Here is a 19834-nt window from a genome sequence, read left to right as displayed (position 1 = left end):
TCACCCTCCTCCCTTCTTCTCCAGGTGCCCGCCGAACTCGAAGCGCATGGCGGACAGCAACTTGTCGGCGAAGTCCCCCTCCCCTCGACTGCTGAAGCGTTGGTTGAGGGCACTGCTGAGCACCGGCGTGGGTACGCCCTCGTCGATGGCCGCCGCCTGGGTCCACCGCCCCTCGCCGGAGTCGGAGACGTGGCCGGAGAAGTGGCTCAGCTCGGGATTGCCACGCAACGCATGAGCCGTGAGGTCCAAGAGCCAGGAGCCAATGACACTGCCGCGCCGCCACAGCTCGGCCACCTCGGGCAGATCGAAGCTGTACTGGTAGTCCTCGGGATTGCGCAGCGGCGTCGTCTCCGCGTCGGTGTCGTGCCGGTGCAAGCCAACATCAGCGTGGTGCAGGATGTTGAGCCCCTCGGCGTAGGCAGCCATGAGGCCGTACTCAATGCCGTTGTGCACCATCTTCACGAAGTGGCCCGCTCCGTTGGGCCCGCAGTGCAACCAGCCCTGCTCGGCCGGGGACGGAGAGCCGTCGCGTCCAGGCGTGCGCGTTGCGGCCTCGACGCCTGGAGCCAGCGCAGCGAACACGGGTTCGAGCCGACGCACCGGCTCCCGCTCGCCACCAATCATCAGGCAATAGCCACGCTCCAGCCCCCACACTCCGCCGCTTACGCCCACGTCCACATAGTGCAGGTCCCGCGCGCGCAGCTGCACCGCGCGGCGCAGGTCGTCGTGGTAGTACGAGTTGCCGCCGTCGATGACGGTGTCGCCAGCCGAGAGCAACGGCACCAACCTCTCGAGCGCATCGTCCACCACACCCGCAGGCAGCATCATCCACACCGCGCGAGGTGCCTGGAGCTGGCGCGCCAGCTCCTCAAGCGAGAATGCCCCCACCGCCCCCTCGCTCTGAAGCTCCTCGACCACCTCCCGGCGCACATCGGTAACGACACAACGGTGCCCGGCCCTGAGCAACCGTCGCACCATGGCGGCGCCCATCCGGCCGAGGCCGATCATTCCCAACTCCATTCCCCTCATCCCTTCTCGGGGAGCGTGGCCAGTCCGCCCTCGCGAACCAGGGAGAGCCCGGGTGCCCGTCCGGCCCTCCACCCCGTGTGCCTGTGCAGCACCCGGGGAGCCCTCCTCAACCTGTGCACCTGGCGAGTGGCGCGGCAGCAGGGGACGGGTGACGCCCCCGACGGAGGACGTGACGGCCAACCAGCCCTGGCTCGCCCGCTTGTCCGGCGTCAGCCAGTAGGATGGGTGGCATGGCCTTCCCTTCGCCAAGGCCTGCAAGCGTCTGAAGTTGGATGGCTCACGGAGCCGTGCCCGCGGCCACCTGCCCCTCCGAGAGCAGCCGCGGCAACTCCGCCGCCTGCACGGACTCCCGCGTCAGCCCGCCCCCGCAGCGCGCTCCACCCACCCGCTGGCGCTTGATGGGGTCGCGCGGGAAGACGAGGAAGCCCGCCTCGCCGCCGGCCCCCCGCCAGGGCACCACGTGCATCCGTTCGGCCTCGCTCCGCGTCACCAGGTCTCCCCTCAGCAACACCTGAGCAATCCGAGCGTCGGGCACGCCGGACCTCGACAGCTCCTCGGCCTTCCGGCACAGCCCCTCGTTGTCCCACTCCAGGTGCGTGAGCGAGTAGCGCCACGAGCTTTCCGCCAGCGGTGCCTCGCCCGACGCCAGCCAGCCCACATGGTGGCCGATGCCCACCGTGGCCATCGTCGCGCAGAAGAGCAGCACGAGAAACGCCACCAGCGACACGCTCCAGCGCACGGGCCACGGGCGCGCGTCCTCGGGGCGAAGCTGCCTCCACAACCGGCGCAGGAACAGGTGCGTGCCCACTCCCAGCACCGCCCCCACGAGCACTGTCTCGGCGATAGCGCCCCACCGGAACGTCACCTGCGGCACCACCCCCAACAGGAACCCGCACCACCCCACCACGAGCGTCCCGGCTGCCTGGAGCACCCACTCCTGGCCCATGCAGATGAAGAACGACATCCCGAAGAGCGCGCCGAGCACCCACCCGATGGCCTTCATCACCTTCTTCACGGCGTGCCTCCCGCGAGCGCCGTGTGGATGGACTCGATGGGAAGCTGGCGGATGTCTCCGTCCGTGAAGAGGACCCACCGCTCGCGGCCAAAGAGGCCCGGCTCGTAGGCCAGGGGCGTCGCGGGGGCGTCCGCCTTGTACCCGCTCACGTAGACGAAGTGCAGGCCCGAGCTGCCCAATACCTTCCAGCGCTCCTCGGGGACTCCCGGGGCGAAGTCGCTCGGAGGGAACTCGCCCCCGTGCCCAGCCGCGTAGGCCCACAGCGCCACGCGCAGCTCCTCCAACCGCTGGCGCCGCGCCTGGAGCACCAGCTCCTTCTCCGAGGGCAGCGCCGACTCCTTGAGCTTGTAGGTGACGCCCTGCTTCTCCCACGCCCCAGGCGTCATCAGCTCGCGCCCGCCGGCGATCATCGACAGCACGAGCTGGAAGCCGAGCCCCCAGAGGAACACCAGCGCCAGCGCCGCCCCGAAGCCGAGCTTCGGCAGCTTGGGCACATCGCGCCCCAGCCGATTCCACAGCGCCCTCACCGCGAGCGTCACCACCAGAAAGAGGGCCAGGAAGAAGGAGATGGCCTGGAAGCGCTGCGAGGCCACGTCCGTCAGCAGGAAGCTCGGCATCCCGGCCAGTGCCACGGCCGGGGTGAGCAAGAGCAGGACGAAGGGGAGACGCGAGGACACGGACGGCAGTCTGCCCCGGCCACGCCCCGGGAAGCCATCCACCCCCCAGCGGATGTCAGATGCGGAAGGGGCCGGAATGGTCCTCGGGCCAGAGCACCCGGGGCTCCTCGCCCTCTTGCACCAGGGCAATGACCGCGCCCTGCAGCAGGTCCTCGTCGTCGAGCACCTCGAGGAAGGTGCGCACGGCGATGTCCGGATCCATCACCCGGCAGAAGACATTCATGCGCCCGGGCTGCGTCTCGCCACCCTCCACCTCGCCATTGCCCGTCCAGCCCAGCACGTCGGTGAGCACCTCCTCCACCGAGTGGCGCTTCTCGAAGTCGTGCCCCGAGCCCTTGCCCTGCAACGGGTATTGCACGACGAGCGGCGTCATGGCCTCCGGGTCCGGCTCGTCATAGCCCTGGTCCACCAGCGGCTCGGCCGCCTGGGCGATGACCATGTCCGGGTCCTCGTCGGCGGGGACGGGGCTGTCCTTCTGCTCGCCCATCTCGCCCACGACGCCCTGGTGCACGGTGAGCGTGTCCTCATTCACCCACGCCTCCCAGTAACGGAGCGTGTCGCCTTCCTTCTTGTAGAGCCTCAGCACGCGCGCACTCTACACGCCAGGGGCTCCCCGCCCGAGTCAGAAGGCACGGCCCTGTCCACCATCCACCGGCACGGTGGCCCCCGTCACCCAGCGCGCCCGCTCCGAGCACAGGAAGACGACCACGTCGGCCACCTCCTCGGGCGTGCCGAAACGACCCCAGGGCAGCTCCTCGCGCACCATCTTCTCCACCTTCTCCGGCTGCGCCTGCCGCCTGCGGTCCCAGCTTCCCCCGGGAAAGAGGATGGAGCCCGGCGCCACCCCGTTGACGCGGATGCGGTGGCGCGCCAGGTCCAGCGCCATCTCCTTGGTGAGCGCCATCAGCCCCGCCTTGGCCGCCGTGTAGGGCGCGCTGTTGCCGTACTCACGGCCGTAGATGGAGTTGATGTGCACGATGCAGCCGCCGCCCCGGGCCTTCATCGCCTCCACCGCGTGCTGGCTGCACCACACGGATGCCATGAGGTTGCGGTCCACCACATCCTTCCACTGCGCGGCGGTGGCCACGTCGAAGGCTCCTGCACCACCACTGCCGCCCACGTTGTTGACGAGGATGTCCAGCGAACCGAAGGCCCGCACCGCCGCCTCCACCGCTGCCGCCGCGCCCTCGGGCGTGGCCACGTCTCCCACCACGGTGACCACCTCGGCGCCAGAGGACCGGAGCTCCGCCGCAGCCTTCTCCAAACCCTCCGCCCCGCGGGCGCTCAGACACACCCGCGCACCCTCACGCACCAGCGCAGTGACGATGGCCCGGCCAATCCCACGGCTGCTGCCCGTGACGAGTGCGGCCCTGTTCTTCAATTCCAAGTCCATGAGACGCCTTCTACTCCGGTGCTCCATCATGCATCAGGGCTATCCACTAGCGGGCTCGTCACAGGCGGCATGCGCAGTCCCTCCCGCTACACTGACAGCGCGGCCCACCCCCAGGCCGCATATCCCCCATAGGGAGGGTACTCATGAAGACAACTCGTTGGTCGTTGCTGTTGGCGGGCCTCGCATCCATGGCCGGTGGATGCCAGCCCGAAGAACCCGTGCAGGCGCCCCCCGCCGCACTGGAGTCACAGAAAGCCGCGCTGACCGCCGGCGCATGGACGAGCAATGCGTCCTCACTGCTCGGACACGCGGGCGGCCACAGCGCCACGCTGCTGAACGGCCCGGGCGATGTGCTGGTGGCGGATGGCAACGGCTCGGAGGTGTACAATCCGTACACGAACGCGTGGCGGCGCACGGCGTCCATGAGCACCCCGCGCTACTACCACACCGCGACGGAGCTCTCCTCGGGCAAGGTGTTGGCGGCCGGTGGCCGCGCCAGTGACTGGTCGGACATGTTCTCGAGCGCGGAGTTGTATGACCCGGCCACCGGGACGTGGAGCCCCACGGGCACCATGGGCGCGTTCCGCGCCCACCACACCGCCGTGCGGCTCGACTCGGGCAAGGTGCTGGTGGCGGGCGGCAACATGTACTTCAACCGGAACGGGCCCATCGGTCCTCCCGGGGAGGTGTATGACCCGGAGACGGGCACGTGGAGCGCCGTCCTGGGCAGCTTCACCCCCCGCAGCCGCGCCTCCGCGACGGTGCTCTACTCGGGCAAGGTGCTGGTGACCGGCGGCTACATGTGGTGGACCTCGACCGCGGGGACCACCTCCTCCGAGGCGAACATCTACGACCCGGCGACGAACTACTGGTACCCGGCCGGAAATCTGGCGAAGGCCCGCCACGGCCACTCCGCCATCCGGCTCTACTCGGGGATCGTCCTCATCGTCGGTGGCATCGACGGCGGCAACACGGTGGAGCTGTACGACCCTTACAGCGAGCAGTGGTCGCTGGGGCCGCCCCTGCCCTTCAACATGACCCCGTTCTTCTCCGCGACGATGCTCTACTCGGGTGAGGTCCTGGTGACGGACGGCATCGGCCAGGCGGCGCTGTATGATCCCTCGACGAACTCGTGGCTCACCACGCCGAACATGAACACGAGCCGCAGCGACTCTTCGACCACGCTGCTCCACACCGGCGAGGTGCTGTTCGTGGGCGGCAACAGCAGCAGCCCCCGCTCCGTGGAGCGCTTCACGCGCTGAGCTGACTCCTGTGAGCTGACTCCTGGCGGAGCGGGAAGCACCACCGCTCCGCCAGTTTCTTCTGACAAAGCAACTCAGGCAGGCCACCGACAAAGCGCCCACCCGCCCGCTCGGCGCTTTTCTTCTCCAGCTGCTTGCCATCGCAAGGAGGGAGCTCCGTCGCCCCCATGCACGGGTGGGCAACCGGGCCCTCGTGAGCACATTGCAGCCCCACGCGGCACCGGCCGCGCATCCACTCGGGAGCTGCACACGATGAGATACTGGAGAGCCCTTCCAGCCCTGCTGGCACTCGGCACGGGTTGCGCCCTTCCCCTCGATGACGAGCCCACAGCGAGCGAGCAGCCGTCATCCCTGGAGGCGCCACTCACCTGGGAGCCCTGCACGACACGGGCCCGCCTCTTGAAAGACATTGCGCCCGGAGCCCCCGGCTCGGAGCCGGAGAGCCTGGTGCGAGGAGAGGATGGACTCTTCTTCACCGCGGATGACGGCACGCACGGTCGCGAGCTCTGGGTGAGCAGCGGCACGGGAGGCGCGGGCTCCTTCCTGGTGAAGGACATCCGCCCGGGCCTCGACAGCGCCGAGCCCAACGAGCTGACCCGGGTGGGCGACAAGCTCTTCTTCACCGCGGATGACGGCACGCACGGCCGCGAGCTCTGGGTGAGCGATGGCACCGCCACTGGCACCTTCCTGGTGAAGGACATCCACGCGTCACCCTTGGAGCTCGGCCCGAGCGGGCTGGTGGAGTTCAACGGGCGGGTCTACTTCGCCGCTGAGGACGAGGTGAACGGGCGCGAGCTCTGGGTGAGTGACGGCACGGCCTCGGGCACCTTCATGGTGGAGGACCTGTACCCGGGCGACGACATCTTCAGCCCGGGCACTCCCGGCTCCTCCAGCCCGCGCCGGATGACGCGCACTCCGGAGGCCTTCTATTTCGTCGCCAACGTGGGCCGCCGGGTGAAGCTGTGGCGCAGCGAGGGCGTGCCAGGCGCCACGCCGGTCTTCGATGCCGTCGAGGACAACGTCGTCTTCAACATGACGCCGGTGGGCAGTGGGCCGTTGTTCTTCCTCGTGGACAATGACGAGGGCGAGGCGAGCCTGTGGGTGACGCGGGGAACGCTGGCGAGCACACGCGAGCTGCGCTTCTTCCCGGGTGCCTATCCGCATGACATGACGGCGCTGAACGGGAAGCTCTACTTCAGCGCCGGGAGGGCCCGGGGTGGGCTGGAGGGAGACCCAGCGGGCGAGGAGCTGTGGGTGAGCGATGGCTCGGTATCTGGCACGCGGAGGCTCAAGGACATCCACCCAGGCCCAGGGGACTCGAGGCCGGGCTCGCTGAGGGTGATGAACCGCAAGCTCTTCTTCGCCGCGGATGATGGGGTGCGCGGGCGCGAGCTCTGGGTGAGCGATGGCACCTCGGGCGGTACGAGACTCTTCAAGGACCTCGAACCGGGCGCGGCGGGCTCGCTGCCCACGGAGCTGGTGCCAATCGAAGGCACGCTCTTCTTCAGCGCGGAGACGTCGGGGCGAGGCCGCGAGGCCTGGCTGAGCGACGGCACGGCGGGCGGCACACGCGCGCTCACGGAGATAGCCCCAGGGGCGGCGAGCGCCAGTCCAAGTGGCTTCATCCGCTCCGGCTGGGACGTCTTCTTCACCGCGGATGACGGCACACACGGTCGCGAACTGTGGGCCCTGCCCTTCCGTCCCGAGGATCGCTGCAGCCGTTAGCAGCGTGAGCCCAGCACACGTGCGGTAGCAGACCCTCGCGCGCGTCCCACGGCCACTGGGACGGCGCGTGCCTCCTCGCCAGATTCGCCGTGCCGCATGAATCCTCATGCGGCGGAGGGGGAACAAATGAGTCGATGTCATTCCTGGCTCCGGCTGGCCGGAGCCTGTCTGCTATTCGCCGCTTGCGGCCCGGTGGCCCCGGAAGAAGAGGCTCCGCAGGTGGAGGCACCGGTAGTCCCGGAGGAGGGGGTGCTCGAGGCCGCCCATGCGCGTCCCGGCTGTGCCTGCCGGCCTCCTGTCCTGGCCGCCGAGCTCACGCCAGGTGCCGCGGGGACGAACGTCCGCGCCATCTTCGACCTGGACGGAACACCGCTGGTCGCCGCGGAAGATGTCATCACGGGCGAAAGCACCCTGTGGAAGCTGGTGGAGCGCAGGGACGAGGGCTGCGAGGAGCCCACCTGGGACGCGGTCCTGCTCCGAAGGGGCTTCTTCAATCTCCCGCTGGACGTCGCCTTCGCCATCACGGACAGGACGCTCTACTTCGCCGCCGATGACGGGGAGCACGGCGCCGAGCTTTGGAAGACCGATGGAACGCCTGAGGGCACGGTGCTGGTCGAGGACATCTTCCCCGGCCCCGCGGGCTCCCAACCGCTGAACTTCTTCCTCGTAGGCAGGACACTCTTCTTCACCGCCGACGACGGGGAGCACGGCCGCGAGCTGTGGAAGAGCGACGGCACCATGCGTGGCACGCGGCTCGTCGAGGACATCGCTCCTGGCGCCGCGAGCTCCGAGCCCCTGGGAATGGTGAGGGTGGGCAACCAGAGCATCCTCTTCACCGCCGAAGACGGCGTGCACGGCCGCGAGCCGTGGAAGAGCGACGGCACCCGGGGCGGCACCCGGCTCGTCGAGGACATCTTCCCCGGCCCCACGGGCTCCAATCCGGACTCCCTGCGCGAGATAAAGTCCCACGTGGTCCTCTTCGCCGCGGACGACGGCGTGCACGGCCGGGAGCTGTGGAGGAGCGACGGCACCCGGGGCGGCACCCGGCTCGTCGAGGACATCCGTCCGGGCCCCGAGGGCTCGGACCTGCTGGTGAACAGCATCCTGATCGCGGTGGTGGACCGGAAGCTCTACTTCTCGGCGGATGACGGGGAGCACGGCCACGAGCTGTGGAAGAGCGACGGCACTCCGGGCGGCACCCGGCTCGTCGAGGACATCCGCCCCGGCCCCGAGGGCTCCCTGCCCGCCCTCCTGAAGCCGCTGGACGGGCAGCTCTTCTTCACGGCGGATGACGGGACGCATGGCCGCGAGCCCTGGCGAAGTGAGGGCACCTCGGGCAGCACGCTGCTGCTGGCGGACGTCTTCCCGGGCCCGATCTCCTCGCTCCCGAGCGGCTTCTCGGCACGCGGGAAGGTCTACTTCTACGCCTTCCATCCCGACTTCGGGCACGAGCTCTGGGTGACGGACGGCACCCGGCGGGGCACGCACCTGGTGAAGGACATCCGGCCGGGGCCCGCCAACGCCTTCGCGGGAGATCCCAACGACCCCTTCCCCGTGGGCGGAGGCCTCATCCTCTCGGCCTTCGAGGACGAGCATGGAGTCGAGGTCTGGTGGACCGACGGAACCGAGGAGGGGACAAAGATGGCGGACATCTTCCCGGGGACCGCGGGCTCGGATCCGATCAACTTCTCGCGCGTCGGGGCGTGGGTATTCTTCACGGCCGATGACGGCGTGCACGGGCGCGAAGTCTGGGCCCTGCCCTTGGCGTGCTTCCCGAAGACGGGCGAACGCTAGCCGCCACTCCGCACATGTGAGGTAGCGGACCCTCGCGCGCCTCCCGTGGCCAATGGGAGGGCGCGCACCTCCTCGCCAGATTCGCCGCGCCGCACGCAGACACGTGCGGCGGAGGGGGGAACAAATGAGTCGACAACATTCCTGGCTCCGGCTGGCCGGAGCCTGTGTGCTTTTCGCCGCCTGCGGTCCGGTGGGGGAGCCGGAGGTGGTGACGTCCGAGGCGGAGTCCTCTGGAGTGGAGGCTCCGTCCGTGCCGCGGACAGAAGCGCTCGAGGTGGCCTCAGACAGTTCCGGCTGCGCCTGCCAGCCTCCCATTCTGGTCTCGAAGCGCCCACCGCACCCCGACGGTCCGGCTGCCGGCACCTTCTTCGCGCTGAACGGAAGGCTTCTGTCCTTCACCACGCAAGACACGCTCGGCGGAGCCCTGTGGGCGTTGGTGGAGCGCGAGGACGCGGGGTGTGGAGAGCCCACCTGGGACACGCTCCTCCTCAAGCATGGCTTCGTGCGACTCCTGCTGGCCCAGGATTTCGCCATTGCGGGCAGGACGCTCTATTTCACCGCCAATGATGAAGTGCACGGCTTCGAGCTCTGGAAGACCGATGGCACACCCGAGGGCACGGTGCTGGTCAAGGACATCATCCAGGCCCAGGGCGGCGGCTCCATGCCGCGAGACTTCTTCCTCGTGGGCGAGACGCTCTACTTCACCGCCGAAGACGGTGTGCACGGCCGCGAGTTGTGGAAGAGCGACGGCACCGCGCGTGGCACCCGGCTCGTCGAGGACATCCGCCCCGGCCCCGTGGGTTCTGAACCCTTTGGAATGGTGAGGGTGGGTGAGCAGAGCATCCTCTTCACCGCGGACGATGGCAGCCATGGCCGCGAGCCATGGAGGAGCGACGGCACCCGGAGAGGCACCCGGCTCATCGAAGACATCCATCCCGGCCCCGAGGGCTCCGAACCGAGTTCCCTGAGCGTGGTGGCACCCCACCTCGTCCTCTTCACCGCCGACGATGGCGAGCACGGCCGCGAGCTGTGGAAGAGCGACGGCACTCCGGGCGGTACCCGGCTCGTCGAGGACATCCGCCCCGGCCCCGAGGGCTCGAACCGCCTCGAGTACTTCAGCACCCGATTCACCGTGGTGGGACCGAGGCTGTACTTCTCGGCGGATGATGGCGAGCACGGCCAGGAGTTGTGGAAGAGCGACGGCACTCCGGGCGGTACCCGGCTCGTCGAGGACATCCGCCCCGGCCCCGAAGGCTCCGTGCCGGCCGGCCTGAAACCGCTGGGTGGGCAGCTCTTCTTCTCAGCGGACGATGGGACGCATGGCCGCGAGCCCTGGCGCAGCGACGGTACCGCCAGTGGCACGCTGCTGCTGGCGGATGTCTTCCCCGGCACTGGCTCCTCGTCTCCGAGCGGTTTCCCGGCGCCCGGGAGGGTCTTCTTCTACGCCACCAGTCCTGACTTCGGGCAGGAGCTCTGGGCGACGGACGGCTCCCGGAAAGGAACGCACCTCGTGAAAGACATCCGCCCGGGCCCCGCCAGCGCATTCCCGAGATATCCCAGCGACCCAATCCCTGTGGACGGAGGCCTCATCTTCTCGGCCTTCACGGACGAGCATGGAGACGAGCCCTGGTGGACCGATGGGACCAGGGAGGGAACCAGCATGATGGAGCTCTTCCCGGGGCCCACCAGCTCGACCCCATTCGAGTTCATGCGCGTGGGCGAGTGGGTGTATTTCACGGCCGACGCTGGCGTGCACGACTGGGAGGTGTGGGCCCTCCCCGTGGCGTGCTTCCCGAAGACGGGTGGACGCGAAGCCCTCCGGACGCGAGGGCCTTGGTGAACTCCGGGCGGGCGGAGCATGGACGTACCGCCGCCCGCCCAGGAGGCTGCCGAGCGAGACCGTACCTGCGTGCCCCTGTCACGTCTGGGATTGCCCACCTCTCGGAGACTCCCCACGTTTGCGGCGGCGAGGGGAAGAGGAGTGCTCCATGGTCCGCGGAAACATCCGCCCGAGCAGCTACTTCACCACCCGGACACTCGTGGCGTACGCCGTCGCGTATGCCATCGCCGCGGGGGCGTGTGTGCTGGGCTACCTGTTGCGCTCGGTACCTTGGCTGGCCGTGGGCATCTGGCTCGCAGCCAGTCTCTCCGTGTTGCTCATCGACCGGGCCATCAGCGAGCGGACGCCCCAGGGGCGCCACGAGGCCCCGGAGAACTTCGGCTCCATCTTCCAGGGCACCCCCGCGGCCCTCACGGTGATTGGCCTCATGGCCCTGGCGGCGCTGCTCGTCTCCCTGTTGGCGCACTGGTAGGAAAAGATTCCCGTCACAACTGAGCGCAGCGCCATCTGTGAAGAAGACCCCCTCACAGCATGGAGCACTCGTTATGACGACGCCGCCCAATAGCAACAAGACCTTCGCGCTGTACGCCCTGGGCTACGCCCTCACCATCGCCTCGCTCATCGTCGATGTCCGGCTCGGTAGCGCGATCTTCGCGCTCATCGGTTTCGCGGGGTCGCTCGTCATCACTACCCGTCTCATCTACCAGGCGGCCCGCGCGATGGCCTACAGCCCGACGCCGGCCCGCCTGCAGATGGTTCCCGTCCACGTGACCTCGGGCAGCCAGCGCATCGCCGCCTGAACAGTGCAACGAGAGTCTCTGGCTCGCATTCCGGGAGAGGAAGTTACTCTGATGGCGCTACTGCTCGCTCATGACGCCCTCCCCCTCCTCCAACATCTCCGTAGCCCGAGGGACGCGCGAGTTGCACCGCCTGCTGCGGCGGGCCGTCGACCTCCGTGTCCTCGACCTGGAGGGCTTCCGCCGCTGGCTCACCCAACAGCTCCCTCTCTGGGAGTCGGATCCGGCCTTCGTTCAGCGCACGAGGATCCGCGACCTGCGCCGGGCTCATCCCGAGCTTCGTGCGTTGGAGCAGACCCACCGTCGCGCCGCTGCCACGGATGAGACCTCTCCCCACGGGGCACGGCTTCTCCAGGTGGAAGAGGCGCTCCTCCGGACCGGCAAGGCCATTGCCGGGCTGGGGGCTGCACTGTCTCGGGCCGAGCCTGAGGAGCAACCGAGCCTGCGGCAAAAGCTCGCCGTCTTTCAGGACAGACAGCAGACACTTCAACACGAGCAGGTGACGCTGACCCGAGAGAGTCCTCCGCGTCAGGAGTTGCTCCGGGCCGATGCGGAGTTGCAACGGCTTCGCTCGCGCCTGGGGCTGGAGCGTGCGGAAGCCGAGCTGGCCACGCTCTTGAGGCACCAGGGACACCGCTCCGGGCAGACGGGCGGAAGCTTCGAGCAACAAGCCCTCGCGCTGACGTGGCAATACATCGAGCCCGACCTGCTCGGGAGGGCGAGGACCGGTGCCACGGCGCGCCTCCGGGTGCTCACGGGCGTAGGTCTTGGTGCGGCGCGAACCGAGCTCGATCAACTGCTCATCCGCCAGCCGCGTCACCCCGGGCAGCCAGTGGAGGTGCTGGCCCTGGTCGAGGTGAAGCGCAACCTCAACGATCTCGCCCATGGCTTCCGTCAACGCCAGGAGAACCTCGCCTGGCTCACGGGGGATACCAGGCACTACGAGCCCGCGCAGTACCGGACCCGATTCTTCCGCTCCGGGCACTTCGACCGCGAGGCCGTGCACGAACAGGAGGGCGAGCAGTTCGTCTTCGCGCGCAGTTCCTTCCGGCACTTCCGCCGGGAACCCGGCATCGACGTGTTCCTGCGCCGCCTGTACTTCATCACCCGGGAGGGCACACTGGCAGGAGTCTCCGCCTCAGCGATGGCCCGCCTCCGCCACCGCGTCGCGACCGATGAGCGGTGGCAACCCCAGGACGACGCCTTCCTCCGTGAGCTGCTGCGCTGGTGCCAATCCCTCGCGGAGCCCCTGGAGGCCCCGGACGTCCTACGGCTGTACTGCTCAGTGCCCGGGCGAGCCCGTCAGGTACTGGTGGTCGGCCGGGAGTAGCCTCAGCTCCACGTGCGCTGCTGGTTGCGCTCGTTCTTCTCCCGAAACGCCTGCTCCAGGTCCACGCCCACCCGGTTGGAGATGGCCAGCAGGTAGTTGAAGACGTCCACCAACTCTTCGGCGAGGTTGGCTCGGGCCTGCTCGGTGGGCGTGCCCTGTCCCTCGTCGAAGAGCTTGTTGTAGCGGCGCACTGCCTTGAACAGCTCGCCCATCTCCTCGCCCATGAGGAAACAGTTGTGCACCAGGTCCACCTTCAGCCATCCATGCATCGTCTCGAGTTCGTGGATGTACCGCTGGTAGTCCTTCATCGCCGCGTTCTCGGGGAGCTTGATCATGCGTGCCTTCCTCGCTGGCGAGCCTCCGGCTGTCAACCACGGCGGTCAGCGGAGACCGCTCGCGGCGACCTCCGTGAGGAGCCCCTGACGGTAGAGCCAACCCATGATGGCAACCCCCTGGCGGAGCGGCACCTGCCGAGCCCATGTGTCCGCAAGCTGCGGCATCGTCAGCCCCTCGGTGGATGCCTCGCCGAGCCGCTCCACGAGCGGAGCCAGCTCGATACCATCGAGGTAGGCCACGGGTCTTCCGAGCCGGGGATGGCTCAGGGCCCGGCGGAGTTCGATGACGTCACCAACGATGCAGGGCGTGTCCACCAGGGCGGCCTCGCTCGCCAGACGCCAGCGGCGGTGGAGCAGCTCGTCCTCTGCTACTGGCGGCCTCACCTCTGCCGACACCGGAGCAGTCTGCGCGAGGGCCCGGCGCTTCCAGAAGGGCCGCTCCTGGTAGTCCCGCGACTCCCGGTAGTACCCCGCCGCCCAGGCCGCGTGCTGTTCGACGGAGTAGCGCTGGTCCTCCGTGTAGTAGCGCAGCGCGGCCTCCGCGTTACCGCGCCGGCTGAGCAGGGTGTGGACGGCCACCGCGCCGCTCAGGGCCGTCTGTAGTGCCTTCTGGACGCCCGAGGAGGACAGCGGATCAATGGAGAAGCTGGCCTCGCCCACCTTGATGCAATCCTCCTCGATGGGCACAGCGTCCCGGTAACAGGTCGCATCGCAGGCGAGCACGCCGCTCACCAGGCGTGGCGCCGTCCAGGCCTCCAGCAGGCCCGAGCGGCCCAGCAACTCCCGGTAGAAGGACTTCAGCGTCCGCCGTCCGATGCCCCGCTCGCGCAGCAGCTCCGGGTCCACGAAGGCCATGGCGTTGAAGGTGCCATCCGGCAGGTGTGCGCCCCAGTACCAGGCGTCCGGTCCCGCCTCCACGCGGGTCTCCGGGCCATGAGGCGTCTCCCCTCTCCAATAGCCATACAACGCCAGGGTGCGCGCGGAGACGGGCAGCTTCCTGCCACCCAGGCACGAGGTCCGTCCGCTCGCGTCCGCGAGGAACCGCGCTGACACGAGGAGCCGCCGCCCCTCGTGGAGCACCGGGAGTGCCCAACCGCTCGACGTCCTCTCGGGCCGCTGCGCCACGGCTGGCTGGAGCACCCTCACACCCGCCGAGGCCGCCGCACCCAGCAGCAGCGCATCGAAACGTCCTCGGTCCACCAGCAGTCCAATCGCCCCCGACCGCCCATGGACGCGCCGCCCGCTGGCGTCCTCCCAGCGCACGAGAGCCTCCAGCGCGGGCAGAAAGCCACCCCGCCTCACCGACTCCACCACCCCGAGCGCGTCGAGAAGCGGCCATACCCCCGGCGTCAGCGACTCGCCCACGTGGGGCCGGGGAAAAGCGTGGCGCTCCACGACACAGACCTCATGGCCAAGCCGCGCCAGCCGCAGGGCGAGCGCGGCTCCCGCTGGCCCTCCGCCGATGACGCACACCTCCGTCTCGAGCCGAGCCTCCACGCCACTCACCTGGCGGCAGGGGCCAGTCCGAAGTAGTCCGGCCGGGCGTGGGAGAGCCGGCTGTACGCCTCCAGGCAGTAGTGCAGCCAGCCGCGGATGTAGTCGCAGGCCGGGCGGCCCCGTTGGATGACCTCGTGGTGGCACCCTCCGCTGCACATGTACCGCGCCCAGCACGAGCGGCACGGCTCCTGGCGGTGCACGTGGCGCTCCGTGAGCCAGCGGGCCTGCCGCTCTCGGTCCACCCCCGTGGCCAGATCGCCCATGGCGCCCTCCTCGTCCCCCACGAAGCGGTGACACGCGGCCAGCTCGCCGCTGGCGGAGACTCCGAGGTAGCCCGCGCCGGCTCCGCAGGGATAGGGCCGGTGGGTGCCCTTGTGGATCTCCCGCATGGCATTGACCATGTTGGAGAACGGATAGCGCTGACCGGCGATGAGCCGCCGCTCGAACTCCTGCCCGCAGTCCACCATCTGTTCGAGCATCAGCTCCAGCTCGGCGTGCCCCAGCTCATCACGCCCCGTGGGAGAGCTGAGCATGGGTGAGAAGCCAACGCTGTGAAACCCCATGGCCACGAAGGCGTCGAGCGTCTCGCGCAGCTCCAGATTGCGAGGCGTGACGGTGACGCGCGCGGAGACCTGCATCCTCCGCTGCCGGGACAACAACGGCGTCACGTTCTCCATCACCCGCGCGAAGCTGCCCTGGCCTCCCTTGAAGGCACGCAGCCGGTCATGCACCTGCTGCGGCCCATCCAGGCTCACCGTCACCGCGAAGCCGTGCTCCTCCAGGAAGTCGGCGTCCTCGGCGTTCAGCAGCGTGCCATTGGTGGTGAGCGACAGGGTCAGCGAGACGCCCCGGGCCCGTGCCAGCTCCTGGGCCCGCTGCGTCGCGGCCCGGATGACGCTCCGGTTGAAGAGGGGCTCCCCTCCGAGGAACGAGAGGTTGACGCGCTCGCCCCGGCCCACGTCGCGCAGCAGCAGGTCCACCGCCTCCAGTGCCGTCTGGAGTGGCATGTTGCGCGCCGGGCCGCCGAAGTCTCCCTGCTGCGCGTAACAGTACGTGCAGCCCAGGTTGCACTTCTGAGCCACCGCCAGCGAGAGCGCCCGCACCGGCGGGGACTGCACCGGCTGGTCATCGATGAAGGGCGCCTCGGAGACACCCAGCTCCTCCAGCAACCGCCGCAGCATCGCCTCATCCCGCGCCAGCCGCGCACGGTTCAGGGCCTCGAACACCTCGGCGTCCACGTCGAAGAGGCGACTGCCGTTCACCACCAGCAGGTGCCGGCCCTGCTCCGTCTGGAAGAGGTGTACAGAGGGCGCGTGAGGCGCGGACAGCGCGAAGAGCCGCCGCGCCTGGGAGGTGGTCTGGGGACTGGCCAGCGCCTCACTTGGAGCGCTCATCCGTGGACGCTCCCTCCGGCAGTGTCACCACGTCCCGGTCCCGGCCCTCCACCTGGAAGTGCAGGGACTCCTGCCAGTGGCGGAACAGGTCGTCATAGGAGAGGAGCCGGGTGTCCTCGCGGTTGTCCAACACGTACTGCTGGGGAGCCTCGGGGCCGCGCTCCTTCTGGAGCCAGTTGATGCCCACGCTGGTGCCCTGCGGGCCCTGCTCCACGCTCACGTAGTCCGGGCGACTCGCGGCCCAGTAGTAGCAGGCGCACTCGCGGTAGTCGTTCTGCCACGGCGAGCACAGGCCCTGGGTCAACTCGCCCGGCTCGGCCAACTCCTCGGCGATGACGGCCAAGGGGCCCTGCGCGCCCCGCGCGAAGAAGGGCCTCAGTTCCAAGTCCACCGCGAGCAGCTTCTTCTTGTCCTTGGGGATGGCGGCCGGCTTCGGCGACTCCTCCAGGGTGAACTCGCACCGGACCTTCTTGCCCGCCTTGGCCTGCAGCACCTCCGCCAGGACGTTGGACCACTCCATGAAGGCGACGCCCTCGGGGTTGGCCGAGTTGGTCAGCTGGATGGGATCGGCTCCGGGGCGCTGGGGGCCCATGACGGGCACGACGAGCGGATGGCCATCCACGCGCAACAGCCGATGATGAAGCAGGTGCTCGAAGCCGCGGTCCGTCTTGAGCACGTAGTTGTCCGCCTCGTGCATCTCGATGCCGACGAAGATGCGGCGCCACACGCTGCGGAAGTCGAACTCCAGCCCCGGGAAGCAGTTGGAGATGGCGGACGAGGGCATCGTGCCGGGAGGATTGCCGGCGGCCCGATAGTGGAGCTGTGCGGACAGGTTCTTCGGATCCAGCTTCTTCATTCCGTCTCCTCCCCGTCCTTGCCCGACGCGGCCTTCTGGAACTGGGCCTTTCGCGCGGCCTTGCGGATGATGTCCACCTGCCGGCGGGTGAGCGTCAGGGCCCGTCCGTCCGCCCCTCGCATCAGCGCGGGCATCTTGCGCCGTCCCTTGTTGCTCAGGTCACCCACCTCGTCATGACGCCGCAACACGTCCGAGAACCAGGGCGCCGCCCCGCTGCGCAGCGCCGTGAAGACGTTCTGGTGCAGGGCTTTGATGGTGAGGTTGTCCACCAGCGAGGGAGCCATGATGGGCTCGAAGAGGCGGCCGGTGTCCGCCGTGTCCTGGCGCACCATGGTGCTGGCCACGTCCACCTGGCCGTTCACCGTGTTGCCATTCATCACCGCGGTGTTCATCAACCGGACGGTCTCGAAGGCCCGCCGGACGATGTCCTCGGCCGCCTCGAGCGAGGCGTCGCGCGCGCTCGCATCCGTGCCGTTGAGCGCCTGGTCCAGGTCATCGGCCACCGTGCGCACCGGGAAGCTGTCCGGCGCGAAGGCGGGCGGCCCCGCGCCGATACGGGCGAAGGCCTTCAGAGGCTCCGCCGCGCCCTTGAGCTTGAGCTGCACATGGACCAGACCATCGCACTCGTCGTCGAGGTACCCGAAGCTCACCTGCTCATCACCCCGCGCGAAGCCGGCGTAGATCTGCGCGGGCATGGTCAGCGTCGGGCCCGAACTCTCGGCGTAGCCCTGCCACTTGCCCTTCTTCGGGTCATAGATGACGTCCGCGATGTTCTCGTCCCGGGTGGGCTTGCCGTCCGACCCCGGCGTCTCCTCGCTGGCGCCGTACACCTTGCCGGCGGCGGGGGTGAAGCGCAGGCGGATCTCCGGGAACTCATCGGTGGGGCGGATGTAGCGCACCGAGCCCAGCGGCAGCACCTTGCCCGTGCGGAAGTTGCGGCACTCACCCCGCAGCGGGTGGACGTCGTGGTCGGAGAAGCGTCCGGTGCTCGCGAGGATCTTGTCATTCTTGTCCCCGGTGCGCCGGAAGGGCTTGATGTTGCCGACCCGCACCTCCCACTTCACATCCGAGGGACGCAGCCCATTCTGCGCGAGCAGCTCCTGGGTGAGCGGCACCAGGCTGTCGTTCGAGGTGACCGCCCACACCTCGAGGAAGGGAGCCACGGGCCGGATATGGCCCTCGGGCGACTTGAAGCGGATCTCCTCGGGCATGAACGCCGAGATGGCACCCGTCACCGGGTCCACGCGGAAGGTGGGGGCCGGCCGCAGGCGCCGGTACCCGAGTGGATCCTCGGGGTCCACCTCCAGCTCGTAGTTGTCGAGCGGCTCCGAGGCCTCGCCAAGACGCGCGATGGCCAGGGGGGGAAGGATTCGCAGTTCCTTGATGGTCACGCCAGGTCCTCCGGTGAGGCGGAGCGGGTGCGGCTCAGGACTTCGGGATCATCTTCCGGACGCTCGCCAGGGCCTCGGCGTCCAGGTCCTCCAGGGCGCGGAGGTAGTCGGTGTGCCGGTTCGGGTAGAGCTCGCGAAGCTGCCGGGTGAGGTTCTGGGACGCCTCCAGCAGGTCGCGGTGGAGCCGCCACCGGTCCGCCTCCGTGGGGGGCAAGTCCAACGAGTAGGGCATCTCGAAGGGAGGCGCGGCCACCACACCGGACCCCGACTCGTCCAGCGGCAGCTCCACCAGGATGTTGGAGATGGAGCGCACGTTGTACATCTCACCGAAGGTGCGGTTGATGAGCAGGCCGCGTGCGGTGAGCACATCCCCCTGGCCGATGGCTCCGGCGAGCTCATAGGCGTGCGAGAGGTTCACCAGCAGCATCCGGTAGCGCAGGTTGAACAGATGCGCCCACCTGGAGGACTCGGGGTGGGTGATGTTGGCGCTCGGGGGTGCGGCGCCACCGCGGGACACCGCCTTGAAGGAGCGCACCACCTGGTTGGCGTTCAGGTCCATCACCGTCTTCGGGTTGATGGGCACCGGCCTCGTGGGCGTCCACTCGCCCTCTGGATACTCCCGGTAGATTTCCAGGAAGCGGCGGAAGTGCGAGCGCTCCTCCAGGTCCTGGTCGTAGAAGCGTGCCTCGCCCTGCTTGCCGACAGCGGCCAGCGCCTCGACGGCTTCGTCCCGAGAGCTCACCGGCTGAACGATGACATCGGGCGTGCTCTGGCGACGGGAGGAAGTGGCCTGTCCCCGAGCGCCGCGCATGTAGCCGCGCCCCCACTCGTCCCACGAGGCCTGGAAGGTCGTGGTGGCGGCCTGGAAGTCCGCCTCCTTCACATACTCCGGGTTGGCGAGGATCTTCTGCATCCGGTCATACAGCTCACCAACGCGGTGCAGAGGCTGGCCGGAGGAACCCTTCGCCGCGCGCTTCTTGATCTCCCGAGCCTCCTCGGTGTCCCAGCCGGCCGGCATCTCCGCGAAGATGTAGCGGGCCAGCGAATCCTTCGTCAGCGGCTCGAGGGTGAACTCGAAGGGGTAGAAGTCATTGCCCCACGGGTAGTCCTCGCGGTCGAGGTTCAGCGGCCCACCAATCAGGCGCAGCACGTTCTGAACGGTGATGAGGTGCCCCATCTCCTCCTTGGCGATGCCCAGCACCACCTCCTGCCAGTGCCGCACCCGATCGCGGTGCTTCGGAGGCACCTGCGGTCCACCCAGCGAGTAGGCGGCATACAGGTACTGCACCATCAGGGCGTGCTCGACCTCCGCGGCGATGTGAAGCAACAGGACCGCGTAGTCATGCCAGGAGAACTCGGGGGGAAGCACCGGCTCGGTACGAATCAGGGGCTTCACCCCCCTGGCTTCCACCGCCAGGGCGCGAAGCGTCGGAGCCTGCTCGAGCCGAAGGATCGAGCCCAGGTGCCTGCTCATCCGTGAACGCATGTCCCCTCCGAGA

The 19834-nt window shown here is 68.8% G+C and carries 18 protein-coding genes; 7 read left to right on the top strand and 11 right to left on the bottom strand.

All coding sequences use genetic code 11. The features are described from left to right. The 5 genes from gnd to OV287_RS01865 all read right to left on the bottom strand — a co-directional run bounded on the left by gnd (position 1) and on the right by OV287_RS01865 (position 4114). Entirely contained in the window at positions 1 to 1008 is a 1008-nt protein-coding gene (gnd, locus tag OV287_RS01885) for a phosphogluconate dehydrogenase (NAD(+)-dependent, decarboxylating) (RefSeq protein WP_267532241.1), read from the bottom strand. A 298-nt stretch (positions 1009 to 1306) separates the two neighbouring features. After that, positions 1307 to 2044, bottom strand: a complete 738-nt coding sequence (locus tag OV287_RS01880) for a hypothetical protein (RefSeq protein WP_267532240.1) — start codon at positions 2042 to 2044, stop codon at positions 1307 to 1309. Beyond that, a complete protein-coding gene (locus OV287_RS01875) occupies positions 2041 to 2721 on the bottom strand; it encodes a hypothetical protein (protein ID WP_267532239.1) in 681 nt (226 codons plus the stop codon). Before OV287_RS01875 ends, OV287_RS01880 begins: the two co-directional genes overlap by 4 nt. Positions 2722 to 2776: 55 nt before the next feature. Next, positions 2777 to 3307, bottom strand: coding sequence for a hypothetical protein (locus OV287_RS01870; RefSeq protein WP_267532238.1), 531 nt, complete (start codon positions 3305 to 3307; stop codon positions 2777 to 2779). Between the two features lie 36 nt (positions 3308 to 3343). Further along, entirely contained in the window at positions 3344 to 4114 is a 771-nt protein-coding gene (locus OV287_RS01865) for an SDR family NAD(P)-dependent oxidoreductase (protein WP_267532237.1), read from the bottom strand. A gap of 143 nt (positions 4115 to 4257) precedes the next feature. On the opposite strand from OV287_RS01865, the gene OV287_RS01860 reads away from it, so the two are divergent. From OV287_RS01860 to OV287_RS01830, 7 genes are all read left to right on the top strand, one after another. Next, a complete protein-coding gene (locus OV287_RS01860; protein WP_267532236.1) occupies positions 4258 to 5376 on the top strand; it encodes a Kelch repeat-containing protein in 1119 nt (372 codons plus the stop codon). A 252-nt stretch (positions 5377 to 5628) separates the two neighbouring features. Continuing rightward, a complete protein-coding gene (locus OV287_RS01855; protein ID WP_267532235.1) occupies positions 5629 to 7101 on the top strand; it encodes an ELWxxDGT repeat protein in 1473 nt (490 codons plus the stop codon). A gap of 126 nt (positions 7102 to 7227) precedes the next feature. Then, positions 7228 to 8895, top strand: a complete 1668-nt coding sequence (locus tag OV287_RS01850) for an ELWxxDGT repeat protein (RefSeq protein WP_267532234.1) — start codon at positions 7228 to 7230, stop codon at positions 8893 to 8895. 124 nt (positions 8896 to 9019) lie between these two features. Continuing rightward, complete coding sequence (locus OV287_RS01845; protein WP_267532233.1) at positions 9020 to 10735, top strand: ELWxxDGT repeat protein; 1716 nt, start codon at positions 9020 to 9022, stop codon at positions 10733 to 10735. A 148-nt stretch (positions 10736 to 10883) separates the two neighbouring features. Beyond that, positions 10884 to 11207, top strand: coding sequence for a hypothetical protein (locus OV287_RS01840; protein ID WP_267532232.1), 324 nt, complete (start codon positions 10884 to 10886; stop codon positions 11205 to 11207). A 37-nt stretch (positions 11208 to 11244) separates the two neighbouring features. Further along, positions 11245 to 11535, top strand: coding sequence for a hypothetical protein (locus OV287_RS01835; protein ID WP_267532231.1), 291 nt, complete (start codon positions 11245 to 11247; stop codon positions 11533 to 11535). A 70-nt stretch (positions 11536 to 11605) separates the two neighbouring features. Further along, positions 11606 to 12862, top strand: coding sequence for a hypothetical protein (locus OV287_RS01830; RefSeq protein WP_267532230.1), 1257 nt, complete (start codon positions 11606 to 11608; stop codon positions 12860 to 12862). Between the two features lie 2 nt (positions 12863 to 12864). Here OV287_RS01830 and OV287_RS01825 read toward each other — a convergent pair whose 3' ends face one another. Genes OV287_RS01825 through OV287_RS01800 form a run of 6 tightly spaced genes read right to left on the bottom strand, consistent with a single transcriptional unit; the run spans position 12865 to position 19821 of the window. Further along, positions 12865 to 13197 (bottom strand): pyrophosphohydrolase domain-containing protein, encoded by a 333-nt coding sequence (locus OV287_RS01825; RefSeq protein ID WP_267532229.1) that lies wholly within the window; start codon positions 13195 to 13197, stop codon positions 12865 to 12867. 45 nt (positions 13198 to 13242) lie between these two features. Beyond that, positions 13243 to 14694, bottom strand: coding sequence for a flavin-dependent monooxygenase QhpG (gene qhpG / locus OV287_RS01820; protein WP_267532228.1), 1452 nt, complete (start codon positions 14692 to 14694; stop codon positions 13243 to 13245). 5 nt (positions 14695 to 14699) lie between these two features. After that, the gene (locus tag OV287_RS01815; RefSeq protein WP_267532227.1) at positions 14700 to 16088 is read right to left on the bottom strand and encodes a radical SAM/SPASM domain-containing protein; all 1389 of its coding nucleotides are present in this window, start codon (positions 16086 to 16088) and stop codon (positions 14700 to 14702) included. Further along, positions 16072 to 16944 carry a hypothetical protein gene (locus OV287_RS01810; protein ID WP_267532226.1) on the bottom strand — a complete coding sequence of 291 codons (873 nt, stop codon included), beginning with the start codon at positions 16942 to 16944 and terminating at the stop codon, positions 16072 to 16074. The genes OV287_RS01815 and OV287_RS01810 overlap by 17 nt, the downstream gene beginning before the upstream one ends. Next, the gene (locus OV287_RS01805) at positions 16941 to 18335 is read right to left on the bottom strand and encodes a hypothetical protein (protein ID WP_267532225.1); all 1395 of its coding nucleotides are present in this window, start codon (positions 18333 to 18335) and stop codon (positions 16941 to 16943) included. The genes OV287_RS01810 and OV287_RS01805 overlap by 4 nt, the downstream gene beginning before the upstream one ends. 34 nt (positions 18336 to 18369) lie before the next feature. After that, positions 18370 to 19821, bottom strand: coding sequence for a ferritin-like domain-containing protein (locus OV287_RS01800; protein WP_267532224.1), 1452 nt, complete (start codon positions 19819 to 19821; stop codon positions 18370 to 18372). Positions 19822 to 19834 lie beyond the last annotated feature (13 nt).

Source organism: Archangium lansingense (assembly GCF_026626635.1).
Classification (GTDB): domain Bacteria; phylum Myxococcota; class Myxococcia; order Myxococcales; family Myxococcaceae; genus Archangium; species Archangium lansingense.
This window is presented reverse-complemented; position numbering and strand designations above follow the sequence as displayed.

What these genes read in the sequence shown, in the direction of transcription:
- gnd (WP_267532241.1), bottom strand. Translation starts at nt 1,008, where the DNA reads ATGATCGGCCTCGGCCGGATGGGCGCCGCCATGGTGCGACGGTTGCTC.
- OV287_RS01865 (WP_267532237.1), bottom strand. Translation starts at nt 4,114, where the DNA reads ATGGACTTGGAATTGAAGAACAGGGCCGCACTCGTCACGGGCAGCAGC.
- OV287_RS01860 (WP_267532236.1), top strand. Translation starts at nt 4,258, where the DNA reads ATGAAGACAACTCGTTGGTCGTTGCTGTTGGCGGGCCTCGCATCCATG.
- OV287_RS01855 (WP_267532235.1), top strand. Translation starts at nt 5,629, where the DNA reads ATGAGATACTGGAGAGCCCTTCCAGCCCTGCTGGCACTCGGCACGGGT.
- OV287_RS01850 (WP_267532234.1), top strand. Translation starts at nt 7,228, where the DNA reads ATGAGTCGATGTCATTCCTGGCTCCGGCTGGCCGGAGCCTGTCTGCTA.
- OV287_RS01845 (WP_267532233.1), top strand. Translation starts at nt 9,020, where the DNA reads ATGAGTCGACAACATTCCTGGCTCCGGCTGGCCGGAGCCTGTGTGCTT.
- OV287_RS01840 (WP_267532232.1), top strand. Translation starts at nt 10,884, where the DNA reads ATGGTCCGCGGAAACATCCGCCCGAGCAGCTACTTCACCACCCGGACA.
- OV287_RS01830 (WP_267532230.1), top strand. Translation starts at nt 11,606, where the DNA reads ATGACGCCCTCCCCCTCCTCCAACATCTCCGTAGCCCGAGGGACGCGC.
- OV287_RS01825 (WP_267532229.1), bottom strand. Translation starts at nt 13,197, where the DNA reads ATGATCAAGCTCCCCGAGAACGCGGCGATGAAGGACTACCAGCGGTAC.
- OV287_RS01815 (WP_267532227.1), bottom strand. Translation starts at nt 16,088, where the DNA reads ATGAGCGCTCCAAGTGAGGCGCTGGCCAGTCCCCAGACCACCTCCCAG.
- OV287_RS01810 (WP_267532226.1), bottom strand. Translation starts at nt 16,944, where the DNA reads ATGAAGAAGCTGGATCCGAAGAACCTGTCCGCACAGCTCCACTATCGG.
- OV287_RS01800 (WP_267532224.1), bottom strand. Translation starts at nt 19,821, where the DNA reads ATGCGTTCACGGATGAGCAGGCACCTGGGCTCGATCCTTCGGCTCGAG.